The organism is Agrobacterium sp. DKPNP3 (genome assembly GCF_052686535.1).
Map to the genome: position 1 here is coordinate 1 of NZ_JBQYSN010000098.1, position 18,286 is coordinate 18,286.

The 18,286-nt window shown below is 60.0% G+C and carries 23 protein-coding genes and 1 pseudogene; 10 read left to right on the forward strand and 14 right to left on the reverse strand.

What is annotated here, in order from left to right:
• Window positions 1–91, reverse strand: a pseudogene (locus ACUTJJ_RS21030) (SDR family NAD(P)-dependent oxidoreductase); the annotation flags it as partial.
• Between the two features lie 140 nt (window positions 92–231).
• Here ACUTJJ_RS21030 and ACUTJJ_RS21035 point away from each other — a divergent pair.
• Window positions 232–600 (forward strand): winged helix-turn-helix transcriptional regulator, encoded by a 369-nt coding sequence (locus tag ACUTJJ_RS21035; protein ID WP_404493924.1) that lies wholly within the window; start codon window positions 232–234, stop codon window positions 598–600.
• 127 nt (window positions 601–727) lie between these two features.
• On the opposite strand, the gene ACUTJJ_RS21040 is transcribed toward ACUTJJ_RS21035, so the two are convergent.
• A complete protein-coding gene (locus ACUTJJ_RS21040; RefSeq protein ID WP_144575237.1) occupies window positions 728–1,159 on the reverse strand; it encodes an Lrp/AsnC family transcriptional regulator in 432 nt (143 codons plus the stop codon).
• 125 nt (window positions 1,160–1,284) lie between these two features.
• Between ACUTJJ_RS21040 and ACUTJJ_RS21045 the strand changes: the two genes are divergently transcribed.
• A complete protein-coding gene (locus tag ACUTJJ_RS21045) occupies window positions 1,285–2,385 on the forward strand; it encodes a saccharopine dehydrogenase family protein (protein WP_209089213.1) in 1,101 nt (366 codons plus the stop codon).
• A 192-nt stretch (window positions 2,386–2,577) separates the two neighbouring features.
• Here ACUTJJ_RS21045 and ACUTJJ_RS21050 read toward each other — a convergent pair whose 3' ends face one another.
• The gene (locus ACUTJJ_RS21050) at window positions 2,578–4,038 is read right to left on the reverse strand and encodes a protein adenylyltransferase SelO (protein WP_445543329.1); all 1,461 of its coding nucleotides are present in this window, start codon (window positions 4,036–4,038) and stop codon (window positions 2,578–2,580) included.
• 170 nt (window positions 4,039–4,208) lie between these two features.
• Between ACUTJJ_RS21050 and ACUTJJ_RS21055 the strand changes: the two genes are divergently transcribed.
• Complete coding sequence (locus ACUTJJ_RS21055) at window positions 4,209–5,927, forward strand: glycoside hydrolase family 32 protein (protein ID WP_209089216.1); 1,719 nt, start codon at window positions 4,209–4,211, stop codon at window positions 5,925–5,927.
• Window positions 5,928–5,994: 67 nt separating this feature from the next.
• Complete coding sequence (locus tag ACUTJJ_RS21060; RefSeq protein ID WP_077225035.1) at window positions 5,995–6,168, forward strand: hypothetical protein; 174 nt, start codon at window positions 5,995–5,997, stop codon at window positions 6,166–6,168.
• Between the two features lie 29 nt (window positions 6,169–6,197).
• Here the strand turns inward: ACUTJJ_RS21060 and ACUTJJ_RS21065 are convergent, their stop codons facing one another.
• The gene (locus tag ACUTJJ_RS21065; protein WP_445543320.1) at window positions 6,198–7,580 is read right to left on the reverse strand and encodes an MFS transporter; all 1,383 of its coding nucleotides are present in this window, start codon (window positions 7,578–7,580) and stop codon (window positions 6,198–6,200) included.
• A gap of 178 nt (window positions 7,581–7,758) precedes the next feature.
• On the opposite strand from ACUTJJ_RS21065, the gene ACUTJJ_RS21070 reads away from it, so the two are divergent.
• A complete protein-coding gene (locus ACUTJJ_RS21070) occupies window positions 7,759–8,007 on the forward strand; it encodes a hypothetical protein (protein WP_063950947.1) in 249 nt (82 codons plus the stop codon).
• 28 nt (window positions 8,008–8,035) lie between these two features.
• Here ACUTJJ_RS21070 and ACUTJJ_RS21075 read toward each other — a convergent pair whose 3' ends face one another.
• The 8 genes from ACUTJJ_RS21075 to ACUTJJ_RS21110 all read right to left on the reverse strand — a co-directional run bounded on the left by ACUTJJ_RS21075 (window position 8,036) and on the right by ACUTJJ_RS21110 (window position 11,759).
• The gene (locus tag ACUTJJ_RS21075) at window positions 8,036–8,356 is read right to left on the reverse strand and encodes a type II toxin-antitoxin system RelE/ParE family toxin (RefSeq protein ID WP_445543321.1); all 321 of its coding nucleotides are present in this window, start codon (window positions 8,354–8,356) and stop codon (window positions 8,036–8,038) included.
• Complete coding sequence (locus ACUTJJ_RS21080; RefSeq protein WP_445543322.1) at window positions 8,346–8,615, reverse strand: type II toxin-antitoxin system ParD family antitoxin; 270 nt, start codon at window positions 8,613–8,615, stop codon at window positions 8,346–8,348. Before ACUTJJ_RS21080 ends, ACUTJJ_RS21075 begins: the two co-directional genes overlap by 11 nt.
• Before the next feature lie 69 nt (window positions 8,616–8,684).
• Window positions 8,685–8,885, reverse strand: a complete 201-nt coding sequence (locus ACUTJJ_RS21085) for a heavy-metal-associated domain-containing protein (RefSeq protein ID WP_445543323.1) — start codon at window positions 8,883–8,885, stop codon at window positions 8,685–8,687.
• 52 nt (window positions 8,886–8,937) lie between these two features.
• Complete coding sequence (gene cueR, locus ACUTJJ_RS21090) at window positions 8,938–9,360, reverse strand: Cu(I)-responsive transcriptional regulator (RefSeq protein WP_063950944.1); 423 nt, start codon at window positions 9,358–9,360, stop codon at window positions 8,938–8,940.
• Complete coding sequence (locus ACUTJJ_RS21095) at window positions 9,357–9,485, reverse strand: hypothetical protein (RefSeq protein ID WP_445543324.1); 129 nt, start codon at window positions 9,483–9,485, stop codon at window positions 9,357–9,359. Before ACUTJJ_RS21095 ends, cueR begins: the two co-directional genes overlap by 4 nt.
• 217 nt (window positions 9,486–9,702) lie before the next feature.
• A complete protein-coding gene (locus ACUTJJ_RS21100) occupies window positions 9,703–10,311 on the reverse strand; it encodes a class I SAM-dependent DNA methyltransferase (RefSeq protein WP_445543325.1) in 609 nt (202 codons plus the stop codon).
• A gap of 30 nt (window positions 10,312–10,341) precedes the next feature.
• On the reverse strand, window positions 10,342–11,166 hold the full coding sequence (gene blaOXA, locus ACUTJJ_RS21105; RefSeq protein WP_445543326.1) for a class D beta-lactamase: 825 nt from the start codon (window positions 11,164–11,166) through the stop codon (window positions 10,342–10,344).
• A 113-nt stretch (window positions 11,167–11,279) separates the two neighbouring features.
• Entirely contained in the window at window positions 11,280–11,759 is a 480-nt protein-coding gene (locus ACUTJJ_RS21110) for a YcgN family cysteine cluster protein (protein WP_063950941.1), read from the reverse strand.
• A gap of 254 nt (window positions 11,760–12,013) precedes the next feature.
• Here ACUTJJ_RS21110 and ACUTJJ_RS21115 point away from each other — a divergent pair, with 254 nt between their 5' ends.
• The gene (locus ACUTJJ_RS21115) at window positions 12,014–14,203 is read left to right on the forward strand and encodes a transglycosylase domain-containing protein (protein WP_209089220.1); all 2,190 of its coding nucleotides are present in this window, start codon (window positions 12,014–12,016) and stop codon (window positions 14,201–14,203) included.
• 67 nt (window positions 14,204–14,270) lie between these two features.
• Here the strand turns inward: ACUTJJ_RS21115 and ACUTJJ_RS21120 are convergent, their stop codons facing one another.
• Window positions 14,271–15,170, reverse strand: a complete 900-nt coding sequence (locus tag ACUTJJ_RS21120) for a LysR family transcriptional regulator ArgP (protein ID WP_445543327.1) — start codon at window positions 15,168–15,170, stop codon at window positions 14,271–14,273.
• Between the two features lie 131 nt (window positions 15,171–15,301).
• Here ACUTJJ_RS21120 and ACUTJJ_RS21125 point away from each other — a divergent pair, with 131 nt between their 5' ends.
• From ACUTJJ_RS21125 to ACUTJJ_RS21135, 3 genes are all read left to right on the forward strand, one after another.
• On the forward strand, window positions 15,302–15,910 hold the full coding sequence (locus ACUTJJ_RS21125) for a LysE/ArgO family amino acid transporter (protein WP_063951104.1): 609 nt from the start codon (window positions 15,302–15,304) through the stop codon (window positions 15,908–15,910).
• Window positions 15,911–16,021: 111 nt separating this feature from the next.
• Complete coding sequence (locus ACUTJJ_RS21130; RefSeq protein WP_063950938.1) at window positions 16,022–16,609, forward strand: DUF1214 domain-containing protein; 588 nt, start codon at window positions 16,022–16,024, stop codon at window positions 16,607–16,609.
• Window positions 16,602–17,150 (forward strand): DUF1254 domain-containing protein, encoded by a 549-nt coding sequence (locus ACUTJJ_RS21135; protein WP_063950937.1) that lies wholly within the window; start codon window positions 16,602–16,604, stop codon window positions 17,148–17,150. Before ACUTJJ_RS21130 ends, ACUTJJ_RS21135 begins: the two co-directional genes overlap by 8 nt.
• Window positions 17,151–17,170: 20 nt before the next feature.
• On the opposite strand, the gene ACUTJJ_RS21140 is transcribed toward ACUTJJ_RS21135, so the two are convergent.
• Window positions 17,171–17,359 carry a hypothetical protein gene (locus ACUTJJ_RS21140; protein ID WP_445543328.1) on the reverse strand — a complete coding sequence of 63 codons (189 nt, stop codon included), beginning with the start codon at window positions 17,357–17,359 and terminating at the stop codon, window positions 17,171–17,173.
• 561 nt (window positions 17,360–17,920) lie between these two features.
• On the opposite strand from ACUTJJ_RS21140, the gene ACUTJJ_RS21145 reads away from it, so the two are divergent.
• Window positions 17,921–18,286: DUF2336 domain-containing protein (locus tag ACUTJJ_RS21145; RefSeq protein WP_445543330.1), on the forward strand; the 366-nt coding region annotated here is incomplete at its 3' end.

Below are 18,286 nucleotides of genomic sequence, written 5' to 3' on the forward strand. Positions count from 1 at the left end.
CCTTCACGCTTTCGCCCTTTGCAACCAGCGCCTTGACCAGCGGTGTGCCGATGGTGCCGGTAGAACCGATCACAAGTATCTTGCCTGCCATCTCAAATCTCCTTAGTATCTAATTGAAACCATGTTTCGAAAACACAGATACTGCGTTGGAGAAATCATGAAAAGAGAGCACTTTTCGGTTAGCTGGTTTCCTTGCGGAAACCCTCCTGGCCTGAACGACGGAGCGTAGAGATGGAACATACCTATGACGTCTATGAGGATCGCTGCCCAACGCGCATGGTGCTGGATCGGATCGCTGACAAGTGGGCGCTGCTGATCCTCGACAAGCTGCGGCGTGATGCCGTTCGCTTCAACCTGCTACGACGCGAGATCAAGGGCATTTCGCAGAAGGTGTTGTCGCAGACGCTGAAGAAGCTCGAGCGTGACGGGCTGATTTCCCGGCAGGCCTTTCCAACGGTTCCTGTCACGGTCGAATATTCACTCACGCCGCTGGGACGCACGCTGACTGATACCGTGGCGGCGCTTGCCCATTGGGCGGAAGGCAATATGGACGCGGTGATGGCGGCGCAGCGGGCTTATGATGAGCGGGCGGTAATTTAGACGGCTTCGCTTTCGGGTAGCAACGGAAGCATGGGAGCGGCAAGCTCCTTTGTTGTTTCGTTTTGCAGACCGTCGCGTCCGGCATACGGAATTGGGTTTCGCGTATCTTCCACTCCCTCAAACGCTTTTACCGCGAAATCCGCGTCGACAGAATAATCGAAGACAGCGTGCGCTCCACGCCATCGAGCGCGCCGATGCGGTCGATCAGCCGGTCAAGCTCCAGGATCGACGGCGCGGACAGAATGGCAATCAGGTCGAAGGTGCCGCTAACCGAATGCAGCGTGATGACCTCCTTGATCGCGGCAAGTGCGGCGGTGACCGACGGCAGGGCCTTTGGGCCGATGGTAATCAACACATGGGCGCGCACCAGCCCGGAGAGATAGGTTTCCGACAGCCGCAGGCCATAACCCGCGATCACCCCCTCCGCCTCCAGCCGCTCGATGCGGGCCTGCACCGTGGTGCGGGAAAGGCCGAGCCGGCGCGCCAGTTCCGCCACCGGCATGCGGGCGTTTTCAGACAGGAGCGCAAGCAGCGCCCGATCCTTATCCGTTATTGCCATAATGACCAATCCTGTCGTCTAACTGCTTAATAATATCGGTCGTTCTGCACAAAGTGAAGCTCTGAATCGCAGCGAAGCCGCAATATGATTGTGCCCTATGAATTTTTTCTGCGGGGAACAAAAACATGAAAAACATTGTCGTCATCGGCGCGGGTAATATCGGCTCGGCCATCGCCTGGATGCTGGCGGCATCAGGCGACTATCGCATTACAGTCGCCGATCGCTCGGCCGATCAGCTGGCCAATGTGCCTGCTCATGAACGCGTCGATACGGAGATCGTCGACATCACGGACCGGCCCGCGCTTGAAGCGCTGCTGAAAGGCAAGTTTGCCGTGCTCTCCGCCGCGCCGTTTCATCTGACGGCAGGTATCGCCGAGGCGGCCGTCGCCGTCGGCACGCACTACCTCGATCTGACCGAGGACGTCGAATCCACCCGCAAGGTCAAGGCGTTGGCGGAAACCTCCGCGACGGCCCTCATTCCACAGTGCGGCCTCGCTCCCGGCTTCATCTCCATCGTCGCTGCCGATCTTGCCGGCAAGTTCGACAAGCTCGATAGCGTCAGGATGCGCGTCGGCGCCCTGCCGCAATATCCGTCCAATGCGCTCAACTACAACCTCACCTGGAGCACGGACGGGCTGATCAACGAGTATATCGAACCCTGCGAGGCCATCGTCGAAGGTCGCCTCACCGCCGTTCCGGCTCTGGAGGAGCGGGAGGAGTTTTCGCTCGATGGCGTTACCTATGAGGCCTTCAACACCTCGGGCGGCCTCGGCACGCTCTGCGCCACGCTGGAGGGCAAAGTACGGACGATGAATTACCGCACCATCCGTTACCCCGGCCACGTGGCGATCATGAAGGCGCTTTTGAACGACCTCAATCTGCGCAACCGCCGCGACGTGCTGAAGGACCTGTTCGAGAACGCGCTGCCCGGCACCATGCAGGATGTTGTCATCGTCTTCGTCACCGTCTGCGGCACCCGCAACGGCCGCTTCCTGCAGGAAACCTATGCCAACAAAGTCTATGCCGGCCCGGTTTCCGGCCGGATGATGAGCGCCATCCAGATCACCACGGCGTCAGGCATCTGCACGGTTCTCGATCTGCTTGCCGAGGGCGCGCTGCCGCAGAAGGGCTTCGTGCGACAGGAGGAGGTGGCATTACCGAAGTTCCTCGACAACCGGTTTGGCCGGTATTATGGCGCGCATGAGCCGCTGGCAAAGGTTGGGTGATTTAAAGGCACAGCATTGCCGCCGGTTTCTTCTCCCCGCCGGGGAGAAGGTGGCCCGAAGGGTCGGATGAGGGGGCAACCTCTCGATCTATCGCTAACGTCCCCCCTCATCCCGCTGCCGCGACCTTCTCCCCCTCGGGGAGAAGGCGAAACAGGCACCCGCTCGCTCCGGCGCGGGGGATCAGCGCTACGCTTACGTCCCGCAAAACGTCCTGAACACCCGCTCGTGGCTCATCGGCGGTTGCATGTAGACGGCATTGTCCGGCCGCTCGTCAAAGGGTGTCGCGATCGCCTTCAGCATGGCGTGGAAGGGCTCGAAATCATCCTCTTCCACCGCAGCCTCGATCAGCTCCTCGATACGGTGGTTGCGTGGGATGATCGCGGGATTAACTGAAAGCATTGCCGCTGATCTGTCTCGATCCGAAAGCCCCTCACGGCCAGCTCTTTCGCGCCAGCGCGCGAGGAACGCGTCCGCTCCGGCAAGGTCGATGAACATGCCGCGGAACGGTTCTACGTCGCCCTCAGCCGCATGGGAAAGACGCCGGAAGGTGAGCGTATAATCCGCCTCCGACGCCTGCATCAGCCCAAGCAGAGCCTGCACCAGATCCATGTCGCCCTCTTCCTCGGTGGTCAGGCCGAGCTTCTCGCGCATGCCGGAAAGCCAGCGTTTGGGAAAGGCGGCGGCAAAATCGGCAAGAACGGTATTGGCGAGTTCGGCGGCTTTTTCAACCTCCTGATCGAGCAGCGGCAGCAGGCATTCCGCCAGCCTCGCGACGTTCCACTGGGCGATGCCGGGCTGATTGTTGTAGGCGTAGCGTCCCTGCGCATCGATGGAGGAAAAGACCTTGTTGGGGTGATATTCATCCAGGAAAGCGCAGGGGCCGAAATCGATGGTTTCGCCCGACACCGCCATATTGTCGGTGTTCATCACGCCATGGATGAAGCCCACCATCATCCAGCGGGCGATGAGGTCGCATTGCCGTTGCGCAATGCCCTGCAGCAAGGCGAGATAGGGATTATCCGCCAATCTTGCCTCGGGATAATGCCGATCAATGACGTAATCCGCGAGGTGTCCGATCGCCTCGTTGTCTTCCCGCGCGGCAAAGAACTGGAACGTGCCGACACGGATGTGGCTTGCCGCAACGCGGGTAAACACGCCACCCGGCAGGCCGACCTCTCGCTGCACTCTCTCGCCCGTCACGACTGCCGCCAGTGCCCGCGTGGCGGGAATGCCCAGCGCAAACATCGCCTCCGATACGATATATTCGCGCAGCACAGGGCCGAGCGCCGCGCGCCCGTCGCCCCTGCGCGAAAATGGTGTCGGGCCGGAGCCCTTGAGCTGAATGTCGCGACGCTTGCCGTTCCTGTCGACCACCTCGCCGAGCAGGATGGCACGCCCGTCACCGAGTTGCGGCACGAAACCGCCGAACTGGTGGCCGGCATAGGCCATCGCCAGCGGCTCAGCCCCCTGCGGCACGACATTGCCCGAAAAGATCGCCGCCAGCCTGTCGTCATCGAGGCCTTCAACATCAAGATCAAGCTCGTCTGCCAGCGCGCGATTGAAGGCGATGAGACGCGGCGCCTTGACCGGCGTCGGCAGCACGGCGGCGCTGAAGCGTTCCGGAAGGCGCGCATAGGAATTGTCGAATTTCATCACGGTTAAACTCCCTGCTTTGCCCCTATATGGGGCGGGAAGACCTTGGATGCGAGCGATAAATGCCCATGTCGTTGCAATAGCCGCATTCAATTTTGCGCAATGAACTTTCCCGCGCCATCATCGTTGCTATGCTTGACCCGCAGAATGCCGAAAGGAAAGGAAAAGCAATGACCGTTGTTGAAGCCGTGACCGCCGAACCGGAAAGCGCCATCCGCACCATTCACATGGATCTGCCCGTCAACGCCACCTTCCATGTCTGGCTGAAGGCGAAAAAAGCGGCCGAGCCGGGGGCGGTTTCCTTTTCCAACCAGAATGGAAAATTTGCTGAAGTTTCAAGCATCAACACGGAAGAGTACGGATTTCGAATCTACCAGATCTTCGGCGGCGGCCACGTTGAACTAAGCTATGATACCGTCACGACGGCCGTGTCGGTCATCTACTGGTTCACCGCGTCCGATGTGCTGGAGACGGGCATTACGGTGGTTCATACCAAGCCTGATAATGCAGCGCCCGAACTACCCGGCAGCTATCATTTCCGCCCACCCTTCGGCTGGATGAACGATCCCAACGGCTTTGGCCGGTTCGAGGGACGACCGCATCTTTTCTATCAGCATTATTCGCATGGCCTGCGCTGGAACACGATGCATTGGGGTCACGCCGTCTCGTCCGACTACTTGCGCTGGCGGCATCTGCCGATCTTCCTGTTTCCGTCAGAGGATCTGACAACGCGGCCGGACAAGCGCGGCGGCGCCTATTCCGGCTCCACCATTCCGCTGGTCGAAGGGACAGGCATCCGGGTGTTTTTCACCGAGCAGGTGCAGGACCGCGTTCCCGAACAGCAAATCCAGCTGACGGCGACATCTTCCGATCTCATCATGGCGGGCCAGGCCGAGGTCATCCTGGGCCACCGCCCGGACGGACAGGGGCTGACGCCGGATTTTCGCGATCCTTACGTGTTCCGTGGTCCGGATGGCCTGTGGAAGATGGTGCTTGGCAGCCAGAGCGACGGCGGCGGCGTCATCCTGCTTTACGAAACGCTTGATCCCACCGCCGCTTCCGGCTGGACCTATGTCGGCAAGCTGTGGGTGGAAACCCGCTACAAGACCACGGCCATCGAATGCCCCTGCCTGCTGCCGCTCGACGGCCCGGCCAATGCGCGCTCCACGCGATGGGTGCTTGTCTACGGTCTGATGCATTCCGAAGATCCGGAAACCGGCCGCAAGAACCTGACCATGGCCGATGTGGGCTGGTTCGACGGCAAGACATTCACCAAGGAATTCGGCCAGGAACTTGACTTCGGCACGGATAACTATGCCTTCCAGGCGTTTCTGGATGGTGACAGCATCATCGGCATCGGCTGGCTGGCCAACTGGGCCGACGCCAATCCCGAGATTGATTTCCCGACCTCGATGACGCTGCCGCGCCGGATTCATTACGCGAATGGCGAGCTTCTGACCCCGCCCATCGGCGCGGCGGAAAGCCTGCGCAGCCACATCCTCGACCGCACACGCCTTGCCAATGGCGAACGCGTTCCCTTCACGACCGGTGCGGTGGAAATCCTGTTCGAGCTCACCTCCCCCGGCGCGCCCTTCGAACTGGAACTGGACCATCCCACCGTCAAGCTTGGCGTCGTGTCCGATGAAACCGGGCTGTGGATCCGCCATGAGGATGGGCGCACCGGCCCCTCTCCGCATTACATCGCCAGGGGCGCCAAGGCCTCCCGCGTCCGCATCTTCCTTGATTACGGCTCCATCGAGGTTTTTGCCAATCGCGGGCGCTATGTCGGCACCAAGCGGATCGAGGGATTCGAGCCCGTGCGTTCGGCATTGCTGAAGGCTGCTCCCGATACGGTCGCGCATGCGACCAGCTGGGCGCTGAAGCCGTGAGGAACCTTTTGGCGGACTGGGCGGTTGATAGACTGAAACCGCCCGTTCCGCCGAAAGGAGAGAAGGCATGACCAAAATTCGCGATACCAGCGACCCGATCCTGTTTCCCACCGAAGCCAATGAAAACAAGACCGAGAAAAAACGAGCAGGCAAGGGCATCGTCATCATCATTGGCGCGATCGCCATAATGGCATTTGTCGTCTATCTGGTGGCTATTACCATCGCCACCACTCAGTCTTAGAAGACCTAACCAGAGGGGCGCGCGGCGGTCTAGGGCCGCTCGCCCCTAAGCCCGCTTGTGGCCATAACCGCGAGCACGGACACAACAACCCCGATCCCGTAAAGATAGATCATCGGCATCGTCACATCGCCCAGCTCGATGTTCTCAACAAGGCTGCTTGCAGCAGCGACCGTACCACTTGCGCCGGCGCCGGCTGCCGAACCGAGGGTCGCGACTGTCGGCAGCAGCGCGCCGGTCATCTTGCGCTCTTCCTCTGGCGCAGCCTCCATGGCCGCCTGGCTGATGCCCGCCCACGACATGCCGAAGGCGGAGCCGATCAGAATCTGCCCAAGCAACATTTCGCCCCAGTTTCCGGATGCAAGCCCCAATCCCAACAGGATGCAACCCGGCACCATCTGATAAGGGCCATAATGCAGGCAGATTTCCCGCAGGCGGGCGGATCGCAGACTACCGATCAGCATTGCGACGAAACTCCAGGCAAGCGGCATCGTCACCACGATGAAGCCTGCAAAAGTTGGCTCATGATTCCACAGATTGATGGCGACGTAAGCGAGATAGACGCTGCCGAGTGCATGCGCATAGGACATCAGGAACAGCACCCAGAAGCCGCTGCCGAGCACCGTCTTCAACCGGAAGGAATCCTTCGGGAACAGACCGACGGAGGGTTGAATTCCAGCGCGCAGCGATGCCCAGAGCAGTGCCGCCCCGGCGAGCAACGCGGCCGCCCGCAAGCCTGCACCCTCAAACGCGGATGGCGCGGAGAAGGCCAGCGCCCCGGCAAGGCAAAGCAACAGTGGCACCAGCGGTTTACGCGGCGCCACAACCGGGCGCTCGGCCGAAACGGCGATGGTGGTATAGGCCACCAGCAGCACGATCAGCGGCGCCGACAGCAGAAAGGTCGCGCGCCACGAGACATGTTCGGTGGCATAGCCGCCGGTGAGCGGGCCGACGAAGGAGGCGACCGCCCAGATTCCCGCCTCGATGGCGAAGACTTTCGGCAGAAGGCCCGAGCGGAAGCCTGCGGGTATGAGGCTGTAGCAGACGGCGACGATCAATCCATCAGCCAGACCCTGCAACGCGCGGCCGACGACAACCCACAGAAATTCCGACGCAATGGCCGAGAGAACCGACCCGAGCGAAAACAGCAGGCAGCAGAGAAGCAGCACCCCACGCGCGCCGAACCTTTCGCGAAACAGCACGGCAGTGACCCCGCCAGCAACCGATCCGACGAAATAAAGACTGTAGGCCCAGCTATAGAAGGCGGCACCACCAATCTCCTTGACGGCGACCGGCAGGGCCGTCACCACCGCGAACTGATTAAAGGCGTGCAGGCCAATTCCGGAGGAGATGACGGTCAGAAGCGAGAGATTCGCCCCACTCAGCAATTCACTCCAGCCGTTTTTCTCCGTCATTTCCACACTCGACAAAGCCGTATCCTTTCCACTTCCGTGACACGGCGGGGAAACTAGAACCTCAAGCGTGATTGAGGTCAAGACGCCTTTTGCAGCTCAGGTGAAAGTAATCGTCGGGCAGCAGGAACCTGCCGCCCGGCCAGTCGTTTGACCATTGAACAGACGAAAGGAAACCGTCATGGACCCCAAGAAAATCCTGCCCGGCACCGAAGATGCGATGAATGAGGATCTGATCGATCTCGACATCGACGCCCTGCCCGCCAAGGGCGAAATTCCACAGTCCATCGAACACGACATCGAGGAAGAGGAAGCCGAGAGCGAAGACGACCCTTATCAGGAAAGCGACGAAGCACTCCCTGACGATGACGAGGAACGGGTGATCAACCGCAATCCGTCCCGTGAAGGCGGAGCGTTCGACGAGGTTTAAGCGTCTGGCGGGCGGGCTGCGAGACGTTTCAACATGTAACGTTGATGGTCCTGCCCGCCGAAGAACACAGCCAGACCATTTCTTTCGGCTCATCAACATCGAAATAGAATATCGCCTGATGTTTTGTTACCCGGCGAAGGCCGGGCAACACGTTGGGCAACAACGTCCCCTGGAAGGGAGCGGTACCGAGCGACTTCATGTCGCCCTCAATCGCGGTGATACGCTGGACTGCCCTTTCGAAGGCGTCCGCCAGTTCATCGCCAAGGTCGAGGCAGGACTGAACGAGATGATCGAGAATGAGGCCCAGGTCCTCATCGGTCTGTGTCGAGCGCCAGACCTTAAAGGCCATAAGCCGACTTTCGGTCAGCCATCATCGCAGCGGTTCGTTTTTCGCCCTCTTCCACCGATACAAAACCGCCTTGTCTACGGTTATCAAGCAGATCTTGGAGAACCGCAAGCTCCGCCTCTTTGAGTTCTGTTTCCTGTCGGACCAACTCCAGTCCCCGCTGCACCGCTGCGCTAAGGCTGGCATATCGTCCTTCTTCCACAAAGTTACGGGCGAAGATGTCCTGTTGGTTAGAAATAGAAACGGAGGCCTTGATGGACATTGCGAACTCCCTTCGGTGTGGATGCTACTCCGCAGCACATTTCTGCTGATTCAACCAGCATCTACCTGTTCAAAACTCCCTCTCCGGCGAATAACCCGCCTCGCGGATAGCCGCTTCTGCGGTCGCGGCGTCGCCCGTTACGGTGAGTTTATGAGCGTTGAGGTCGATGCTGACCGACGCGTCGGGAAGCACTTCGGCAAGCGCGCCACGCAGGGTTTTTTCGCAATGGCCGCAGGTCATGTCGGGAATGAGGAAGGTGGTTGCAGTCATGGTCTTCTCCTTTGGCCGGCGTCGAGTTTTCGCGCCCGCTCTTTTTTCACGGTCAATGGGTACTGGTGAGCTTGCCGTCTGTCTTGTCGGCGCCTGCGAGATCATCAAGGATGGGGCAATCGGGGCGGTGATCGCCGCCGCAGCAATGGGCGAGATGGGAGAGCGTTTTCACCATGCTTTTCATCTCGGCGATTTTCTGCTCGAGATCCGCGATATGGCCGAGTGCAATGTCCTTGACCGCTGAACTCTCGCGGCTCTTGTCCTGCCAGAGTTTCAACAGCGTTTCGGTTTCTTCCAGCGAAAAACCGAGCGTTCGCGCCCGCTTGATGAAGCGCAGATTATGCACATCCTGCGTGCCATAGACGCGGTAATTATTGCCGGTGCGCGCCGCGGGCGTGATCAGCCCGATCTGTTCGTAGTAGCGGATCATCTTGGCGGAGACGCCCGATGCCTCCGATGCCTGGCCGATATTCATGTCGTCACCTCTTTCGTCGCAACCTGTTCCCGCTTCCACGTCGGCACGCCGGGCCCGATGTTGAAACCCGGCAAGATACTGTCAATGATGTTGCCGATGGCAGGACGATTGTCTGTCTCGGTCATGGGAAATCCCCTTTCAACCCCTATGTAGGGATTCCCATGATGGGAAGGTCAAGAGAAGAAGGATTTTTTTGCTGCGAACAAAATCGCGAGCGCCGCTACCAACCAAAGGCCGATGAATACGGCAGCCGCCGCGCGGCTGACGGGACGCATGGGGACTGTCCTCAAAAAGAGTGTCTGCAGACCCTATGCTTGATCTGTCACGGCTAGGCAATGGTTTCTAAGACACCACGCGTCTGGCCAGATAAATCGTTGTCCCGCCGCATTGCGGATCGCTGCTGACGTGATCGAGAAGGCGGAAATCATGCGCGCGCAGCAAACCTTCATACTCTTGACGCGAAAGGCTCGCGTGATAAAGGGGCTCCCCGCGAAGGGTGCCTAATGCTTCGCCATGTTCGGGACCCGCAGTAAACATCAACGCCGCACGCTCATTGGCGTGAAGATGGAAGACGTCAAACATTCGCCGTTGATCGTCGGGTTTCAGATGGAAAAAGCTGTTCCAGGCAATCAGACCATCGAACCGCCGCCCGAGGCCCAATTCGCGCATATCGGCCACCGCCCAGAAATTTGCGGGAAACCGGCCGCGGCAAAGTGCGATCAGCGGCATCGACGCATCGATCCCGCTGACATCGTAGCCCTTAGAAATGAGGTAGCCCGCGATTGGCTCTCCAGAGCCGCAACCTATGTCGAGGATCGAGCCGCCATCGGGCAAAAGCGAGGTAAACCTGTCGAGCCAGTTTTTTTCGACAAGAGACCGATCGCGCTGTTTATCGAAATCAGCGCCGTGTTCGGTATAGAGCCTGATGACGTTACGAGAGGCGTCACACATGGGCCCATCCCTCCCTTTATGATTTTTCCGCTACCGATGCACCGCCAGCCGCGGAATATCGCGCAGGAAAGCGTCGCGCACTGCGGGGCCGAGCGGCTCGTTCGAGGGCTTGTCGGAAACGCGCAGTCTTGCAAAGACGATGTGCTGGCCCTCACGCTCCGCCCAGCCGACGAACCAGCCGAAAGGACGGCTGCGGTCGGGATTGCCCTTTTCGTCGCGGATATATCCGGTGCCTGTCTTGCCATGCACGCTCCAGCTCTCCGGCGCGTCGAAGACGGGGACGATGGCGCGCGTCTTTGCCTGCGCGTCGCGGGAAAAAGGCAGGTTGCCGGCGAGCAGCCGACGCAGGAACCCAACCTGTTCAACCGGAGAAATGGTAAGCGATGCGCCGAGCCAGGAATGGGTCAGCCCGTTATTCTTTCCCGGTTCCCCTGAGACATCGGCATTGCCGTAACCGAGGCGCTTCACATAGGCGGCGAATTTTTCCGGACCGAGGCGGCGGGTGATTTCGCGGGAATACCACAGGACCGAATCCTGCTCCCAGATCGTCGGATCGACGGTCTTGCGGTCAGAAGCACGCGCTTCCACGCCCGGTTTCCAGTCCCAGGCGGGCGTCTTTTCATCCTGAAGAATGCCGGCATCGTAACCGATCAGCGCCAGCGGCACCTTAAAGGTCGAGGCCGGCGCGACACGCTGATCGCAGGCGCCCTGCTGATTGATGATGGCGCCCGTCTCGATTGACGTGACCAGCGTGCACTCGAACGCCTGCGGCGGCTGCTGGGCGGAAGCGGAGAGCGGGAGAAGGCCCGGAAGGGCAAGGCATGAAAGAAGGATGGCGGGCAGCCGGTATCGCATGCGTTTTGATGTCCCTCGTCCGCATTTTGCGGATCATTTGCCGGAATGGTGAAAAGCGGTTTAGGAAAACGATGGGGCAGGAATAGGACCAAGACGAAATTTGCCGTTTTTGATCACGTCCGCTCTTTTTCCGCCGCCTTCTCGCCAACTGTCAGCGGCCAGTCGACCACATAATCCTCGAAGTCGTCAACATCCACATCGGCCTCGCTGACCGTGCGTCCCCGCGCGGAAATGCCCGCCTGATGCACCGTTTCCGTGTCGCCGGAAACGAGATAGTGCCACCAGTACAAATCCTTGCCATCGCGCACCAGTGCATAGGCGCAGGTGGGCGGCAGCCAGCCGATCTCGTGAACCTTCTTCAGGTCGAGCTGGATACAGTCAGGCACGGTGGCGCGGCGGTTTTCGTAATCGGAGCACCGACAGCTCTCACCGTCGAGCAGCACGCAGCGCACCGAGGTGAATACGACTTCGCCGGTGTCCCAGTCTTCCAGCTTGTTGAGACAGCAAAGCCCGCAGCCGTCGCACAGGCTTTCCCATTCCTCGCCGGTCATCTCCGTGAGTGTTTTGGTTTTCCAGAACGGCGCGTCATTCATCGTTAACATTTCCGTTTCATTTTGATCGCTGGACCGGCGTGTTTAACCAGTCCCTAATCCATTATATCGTATCGCCAAAGGCTGGGTTGTACGATATTTTAGCATTTTGGCAGGCGGCGAAGGGGTCATTGGCCCGCGAATTACCGCCACGTCAAGCAATTCCGACATAACCATGCCACGGTTTTGCGTCGGGAATGGGTTGAAGCGCAGAAATACCGACGGCCGCATTGCCTTGAACAGGAAAACATCGCCAGGTGCAGGACGAAAAAGACGATAAAAAAGGCCGGAAAAAACGGCACATCCTGCTCCGGATCGATAGCTTCATCGATAGCGGCCTGTGGACGGCTGGCGCGCGGCTGGTTGATTTCTGGGAAGATGTCACCATCGCCTCGCGCAAGCTGCATGTCCGCGGCTGGAAGAAGCTCCTTGTCAATCTCACCTGCGACGCGCTGACTTTCGGAACCGCTGGCTCCGTCGTGCTGCTGGCTCTGGCCATGCCAGCCTTTGAGGAAACCAAGAAGGACTGGCGTTATAGGGGTGATTTCGCCGTCACCTTCCTCGACCGTTATGGCAACACCATCGGCCATCGCGGGATCATCCATGAAGATTCCGTACCGATCGACCAGATGCCGGATCATTTCATCAAGGCGGTGCTGGCGACCGAGGACCGGCGCTTCTTCGACCATTTCGGTATCGATTTCATCGGCCTTGCCCGCGCCATGAGCGAAAACGCGCGTGCCGGCGGCGTGGTGCAGGGTGGCTCGACGCTGACGCAGCAGCTCGCCAAGAACCTGTTTCTGACCAATGAGCGCTCGCTGGAGCGCAAGATCAAGGAAGCCTTCCTCGCGCTGTGGCTCGAGACCAACATGTCGAAGAAGGAAATCCTCTCCCTCTATCTCGACCGCGCCTACATGGGCGGCGGCACCTTCGGTGCTGCTGCGGCGGCGCAGTTTTACTTTGGCAAGAACCTGACCGACGTGACGCTGGCCGAATCCGCCATCCTTGCGGGCCTGTTCAAGGCGCCGGCCAAATATGCGCCGCACGTCAACCTGCCGGCGGCGCGCGCCCGCGCGAATACCGTTCTTTCCAACCTCGTGCAGAGCGGGCTGATGACTGAGGGCCAAGTGGTCGGCGCGCGGCGCAATCCCGCTACCGTCATCGACCGCGAAGACGTCAAGGCGCCCGATTATTTCCTCGACTGGGCTTTCGACGAGGTGCAGCGTCTGGCCGCCGAGGGCAAGTTCAGGGATCACACCGTCGTTGTGCGCACCACCATCGATACCGGCCTGCAGCAGGCGGCGGAACAGGCGATGGAAATGGAGCTCCGCGAATATGGCGAGGGTTACCGCGTCAAGCAGGGCGCGATCGTGATGATCGAAAATGGCGGCGGCATTCGCGCCATGGTCGGTGGGCGGGACTACGGCGAAAGCCAGTTCAACCGCGCCACGGCGGCGCTGCGGCAGCCGGGTTCGTCGTTCAAGGTCTATACCTATTCGGCCGCCATGGAAAAGGGCATGAAACCGGAAACGCTGATCTCGGATGCGCCGGTGACGTGGCGTGGCTGGTCGCCGCAGAATTACGGCCGCTCCTATGCCGGCAAGGTCACGCTGCAGATGGCGCTTGCCAAGTCCTATAACACCGTGCCGGTGCGGCTCGCCAAGGACGTGCTCGGCACGCAGGTCATCGTTGATACCGCAAAAGCAATGGGCGTCGCTACGCCGCTGCGCAGCGACAAGACCATTCCGCTCGGCACGTCCGAAGTGACGGTTCTCGATCAAGCTACCGCCTATGCCGTGTTCCCGGCCGGTGGCATGCAGTCGCGCCGCCACGGCATCGAGCAGGTCCTGGATTACGAGGGCAACGTCCTTTACGATTTCAGCCATAACGAGCCGCCCGCCAAGCGCGTGCTGTCAGAAGATGCCAATGCGAAGATGAACCAGATGCTGGTAACCATCCCGGTCATGGGCACGGCCCGGCGGGGCGCGCTTGAGAACGGCATCGTCTCCGGCGGCAAGACCGGCACCTCGCAGGCCTATCGCGATGCCTGGTACGTGGGCTTTACGGGCAATTACACGACCGCCGTCTGGTTCGGCAACGACGAGTTCACCCCGATGAATAACATGACCGGTGGCGCCCTGCCCGCCATGACCTTCAAGCGGCTGATGGATTACGCCCATCAGGGCATGGAGCTGCGCCCCATCCCCGGTATCCAGAACCCGCTGCCGACGGGCGCCCGCCCGCAGCCCTCTGCCGAAGTGGCGGCCGCCTCAACGAATACGCCTACCATGCCGGCGCTCACGCGCCCTCGCTCGCTTTCAGCCGAAGCCACGCGCGTCATTCGCTCAATCGGACGGAAGATGAAGGAGGCGACAGCGCTGAGCGTGACGACGCAGAAGGTGGCGGATGCTTCATCGCATGAAGGCGGCGATGCCACGCGGCGGTGAGGTTATGGCGCGGTAAAGACGGTTGGGGAGCCTGTGGCTCACCCCATCTGCCCTGCCGGGCGACGCCTCACATCACCAACACCGCCCTCGCGGTCCCCACGACCGCATCCGTCAGTCCCTTCAGCCGCTCCGCCGCAAGCCGGTTGACCTGCCAGTAGAGAGGCGTATCGAGTGGCGTGCCGGGGACGACCTCGACCAGCCGCTGCGCCGTTAAATGTTCTGCGACAAGCTGCACGGGATTGAGGCCCCAGCCCATGCCGGCCAGGCTTGCCTTCACGAAACCGTCTGTCGAAGGCAGCCAATGGGTGGGATAAGAGACATCCTTGCCCAACACCTTTCTGATCCAGTTCGCCTGTAGACGGTCCTTCTGGTTGAAAGTGAGCCCCGGCGCGCGGGAAAGCGATGCTGATGTCACGCCCTCGGCGAAATGGCGGGCCATGAAATCGGGGCTCGCTGTCGCGTGGTAGCGCAGCACGCCGAGCGGCGTCACGCGGCAGCCCTGCACGGGCTTGTCATGGGCGGTGACGGCGGCGAGCACCCTGCCCGCGCGCAGCCACTCCACCGTATGATCCTGATCATCCACCGCAATGTTCACGAGATAGTCGCTCCCGCCGGTGAATTTCGATACCGCATCGAGAAACCACGTACCGAGGCTGTCTGCGTTGGTGGCAATGTTGAGCGTGACGGGCTCGCGTGCCACGCCGGAATCGGCAAGCGCCGGAAGCCGTTGGAACAACTCGCTCTCCAGCATGCCGACATGGTCCATGTGGCGACACAGCCATTCGCCCTTTTCCGTCGCCACACAGGGGTTGCCACGCACGATCAGCACCACGCCCATCCGCTCCTCCAGCTGCTTGATGCGCTGGGAAACGGCGGAAGGCGTGACGTGCATAGCTTGCGCCGCCTTCTCGAAGCTGCCGGTCCGGGCGACAAACGCAACGGCGCGCAGGGAAGAATAGTCCAACATTAGCGCTGCTTATCCTGATTGAGATCGTTTAATTTGATTAATCCATACCGCGCGAATATCCAAGGTCTCAGGCGAGCGACGGATGTGGCGATGGCTGGCTTCAGCCGTGACAACGAAAGGCAGGAATGCGCATGAACATGCAGATCTTCTTCACCGGGCTCACCATGGGTCTCAGTCTGATCGTTGCCATCGGCGCGCAGAACGCCTTCGTGCTGAAACAGGGGCTTGCCCGCTCGCATGTCTTTGCCGTCTGCGCCACCTGCGCGATTGCAGATGCACTGCTGATTACCGTCGGTGTGTTCGGTTTTCAGCGGATCAGCGCGATCATGCCGGCGCTCGATCCCGTCATGCGCTATGCAGGAGCCGCCTTCCTCCTCTGGTACGGCGCTAAAAGCCTGCATTCGGCGCTACGTTCATCCGAGGTGCTTTCCATCAGGGAGCGGCAGGAGACGAGCCTGTGGCAGACGCTCGCCATTTGTCTCGCGCTCACCTTCCTCAATCCACATGTCTATCTGGATACCGTCGTGCTGCTCGGCACTATTTCCACGCAGTTTCCCGGTTTCGAAAAGACTTTTGCGGCAGGTGCCGCCACCGGTTCGCTGCTGTTCTTCTTTTCGCTGGGTTACGGCGCGCGCTGGCTGCGGCCGATCTTCGAGAAGCCATCGGCCTGGCGCACGCTCGAAGGTGTGATCGCCGTCACCATGTGGGCCATCGCCTTCAAGCTCGTCATGGGTGCCTGAAGCCCGGAATGGGAGACGCCACGCACTTTCAAGAGGACTAAACAAGCGGCGCCATTTTCCAAACGGGGAATCAGTGATAGTCCTCGACCTGTTCGAAAATGGGAAAGCAGCGTGTTTCGAGTTCCATTCCTTGTTGGCATTGCCCTTCTGATCGCCTTTGGCGGCGGCATTGCCGCGACGATGGCTGCGCTTGAAGCCACGTCTGGCTTTGGATCGATCCGCATCGGCTCCTGGGATGCGTTTCCCGAAGCGCAGACGATCGAGGCCGATCCTTATGCCAAGTCGCACCGGGCCGATGCCGGCCGGCTGCTTTATGGAACCGCCGAAGGCTTGTCTTTTACAGCCGCGGTGGATAGCGACGGCCAGCGCCTGACCGGCGAATGCCGCTACCGGCTGGCGGGCACCGTGCCGCCCGCGCGTTTCTGGACGATTTACACGGCCGATCAGCAGGGCAACGTTCTGGCTGAAGATGCCGGGCGACCCTTCGCGCTGAACTCCCGCACGCTGCTGCGCAGCGCCGATGGCGGCATCGACATCACCATCGCTGCGGACGCTCAAACCTATAATTGGCTGGCGGTGCCGCAGGGTCAGACCTTCAAGCTCGTGATGACCCTGCTCGACACACCGATTGCCGGCAGTTCCGGACTGATCGACATCACCATGCCGCAAATTCGCAAGCTGGGGTGTGGCAATGCTTAGGGTCCTGCTCGCCATCGTCACCGGTCTCGTCGGCGCGGCTGTGCTGCATGTCATCATTCTTCTGGCGATACCGCATTTCAGCAACCGCGACGCCTATACGCGCGCCGTGGCGGAAGGAAAGCCGCATGTCTTTCACCTGCTGGAGGAGACGACGGAGAAAAAGACCCTCGGCAGCGGCGATCCCTTCATGCGCGTCGCGGTCTGCACCTTCAATATCGAAGAACAGCCGATCCGCCTGACGGCCATCGGTGCTGTGCCCTTCTGGTCGGTTGCGGTTTACGACAAGGCGTCGAACGAGGTCTTCAGCATGAACGACCGCACGTCTGCGGGTGGCGAAATGGATATTCTTGTCGCCGATGCGGTTCAGATCGCGGCGATCCGCAAGGCGCAGCCGCCCGCGCTTGCGCAGGCCATTCTGGCGGAATCGGATCAGACGGAAGGATATGTGGTGTTGCGGACCATGGTGCCGCAGCCGAGTTTCGGCGAAGAGGCCGAGCGGTTCTTAAGCGAGGCAAAGTGCCAGCCGACACCGTGGAAATAGCCCCGCGTCATTGCTGATAATCACGACGTTAGGGCGGTATCCGTCGTGGAGTTGCCGTTGCGCACGACCTTGCCTGCCGGCTCGGTATCGCGTTTTTCATATCGAACGCCGGTGAACAGCACGACTTTTGCCGGGCCAATCATCCGCTCCGCAAGCTCTGTCGGACGCAGATGCCGCTTTGCCGCGGCTATTGGAATAATCTCTGCCATGCTTCATCTCCTCTTCGGGACATGAGTGTCAATGTTGCCCATGGGAACCGCGCAGGCCTCATCCTGCGTCGGGAATGTCATCACCATCACATTGCGCATAGGCCAGCCCACAGACTGGTATGTGCACGATCCAAAATTACGAGAGCGTCTTAGAACGGGATCGTGCGCAGATTCAGGCTTCGCATGCCATTTTTGTATTTATTCCGTCCGTTAGAATAACATGGAATCCTAATACTGCCCATGAAATTACAAACAGACAGAGGTTAATGTTTCGTTAACCCTAATTGTTGCAGCCTCATTTCTTTCTCGTTGGGCCACACCCGTTGAAAACCAGGGCGATGCGGCAAAGTTCCATCGCTTTTCCGGCATCATCAAGGCTTTAAAATTTCCTTGTTGAAAGTGGCGGATTCCCCCTTGCCGACCCCCATAGTTAACAGGACGTCAACGCATTTGCTCTAATTTGAGCCGATATTGTGTTTGCGTTTGTTGGGTAGTGCGTTGACCGACCGGTTTCGAGAACTTGAGAGGCCAAGAGCCGTGAGGAAGAAAGATGTGGTGCTTATGGCCACGGTGACGAATTTCGAGACTATTTCCCATCCGTCAAAAACGGACCTTCGGCAGTTCGCAGAACTCTTCATGCCGCTTTTCAATGCCTCCACGGATGAAGCAAAGCGGGAGGCAATCGCCGCGCTTTCCCAGCATCCAGCCGTGCCTTCCGCCGTCGCTTTCTTCATCGCCTGCCAGCCTATTTCGCTTGCGGCGCCCTTCCTCATTTCCTCCAAATGCCTTGATGACGATACGCTGATAACTGTTGCCCGCACGCAAGGGGCAGCCCATGCGCGCGCTATCGTCCGGCGCGAGGACCTCTCCCCCACCGTCATCGATGCGCTTGTCGGCCTTCGCCACGCGGAAGATCTGAAGCGGCCA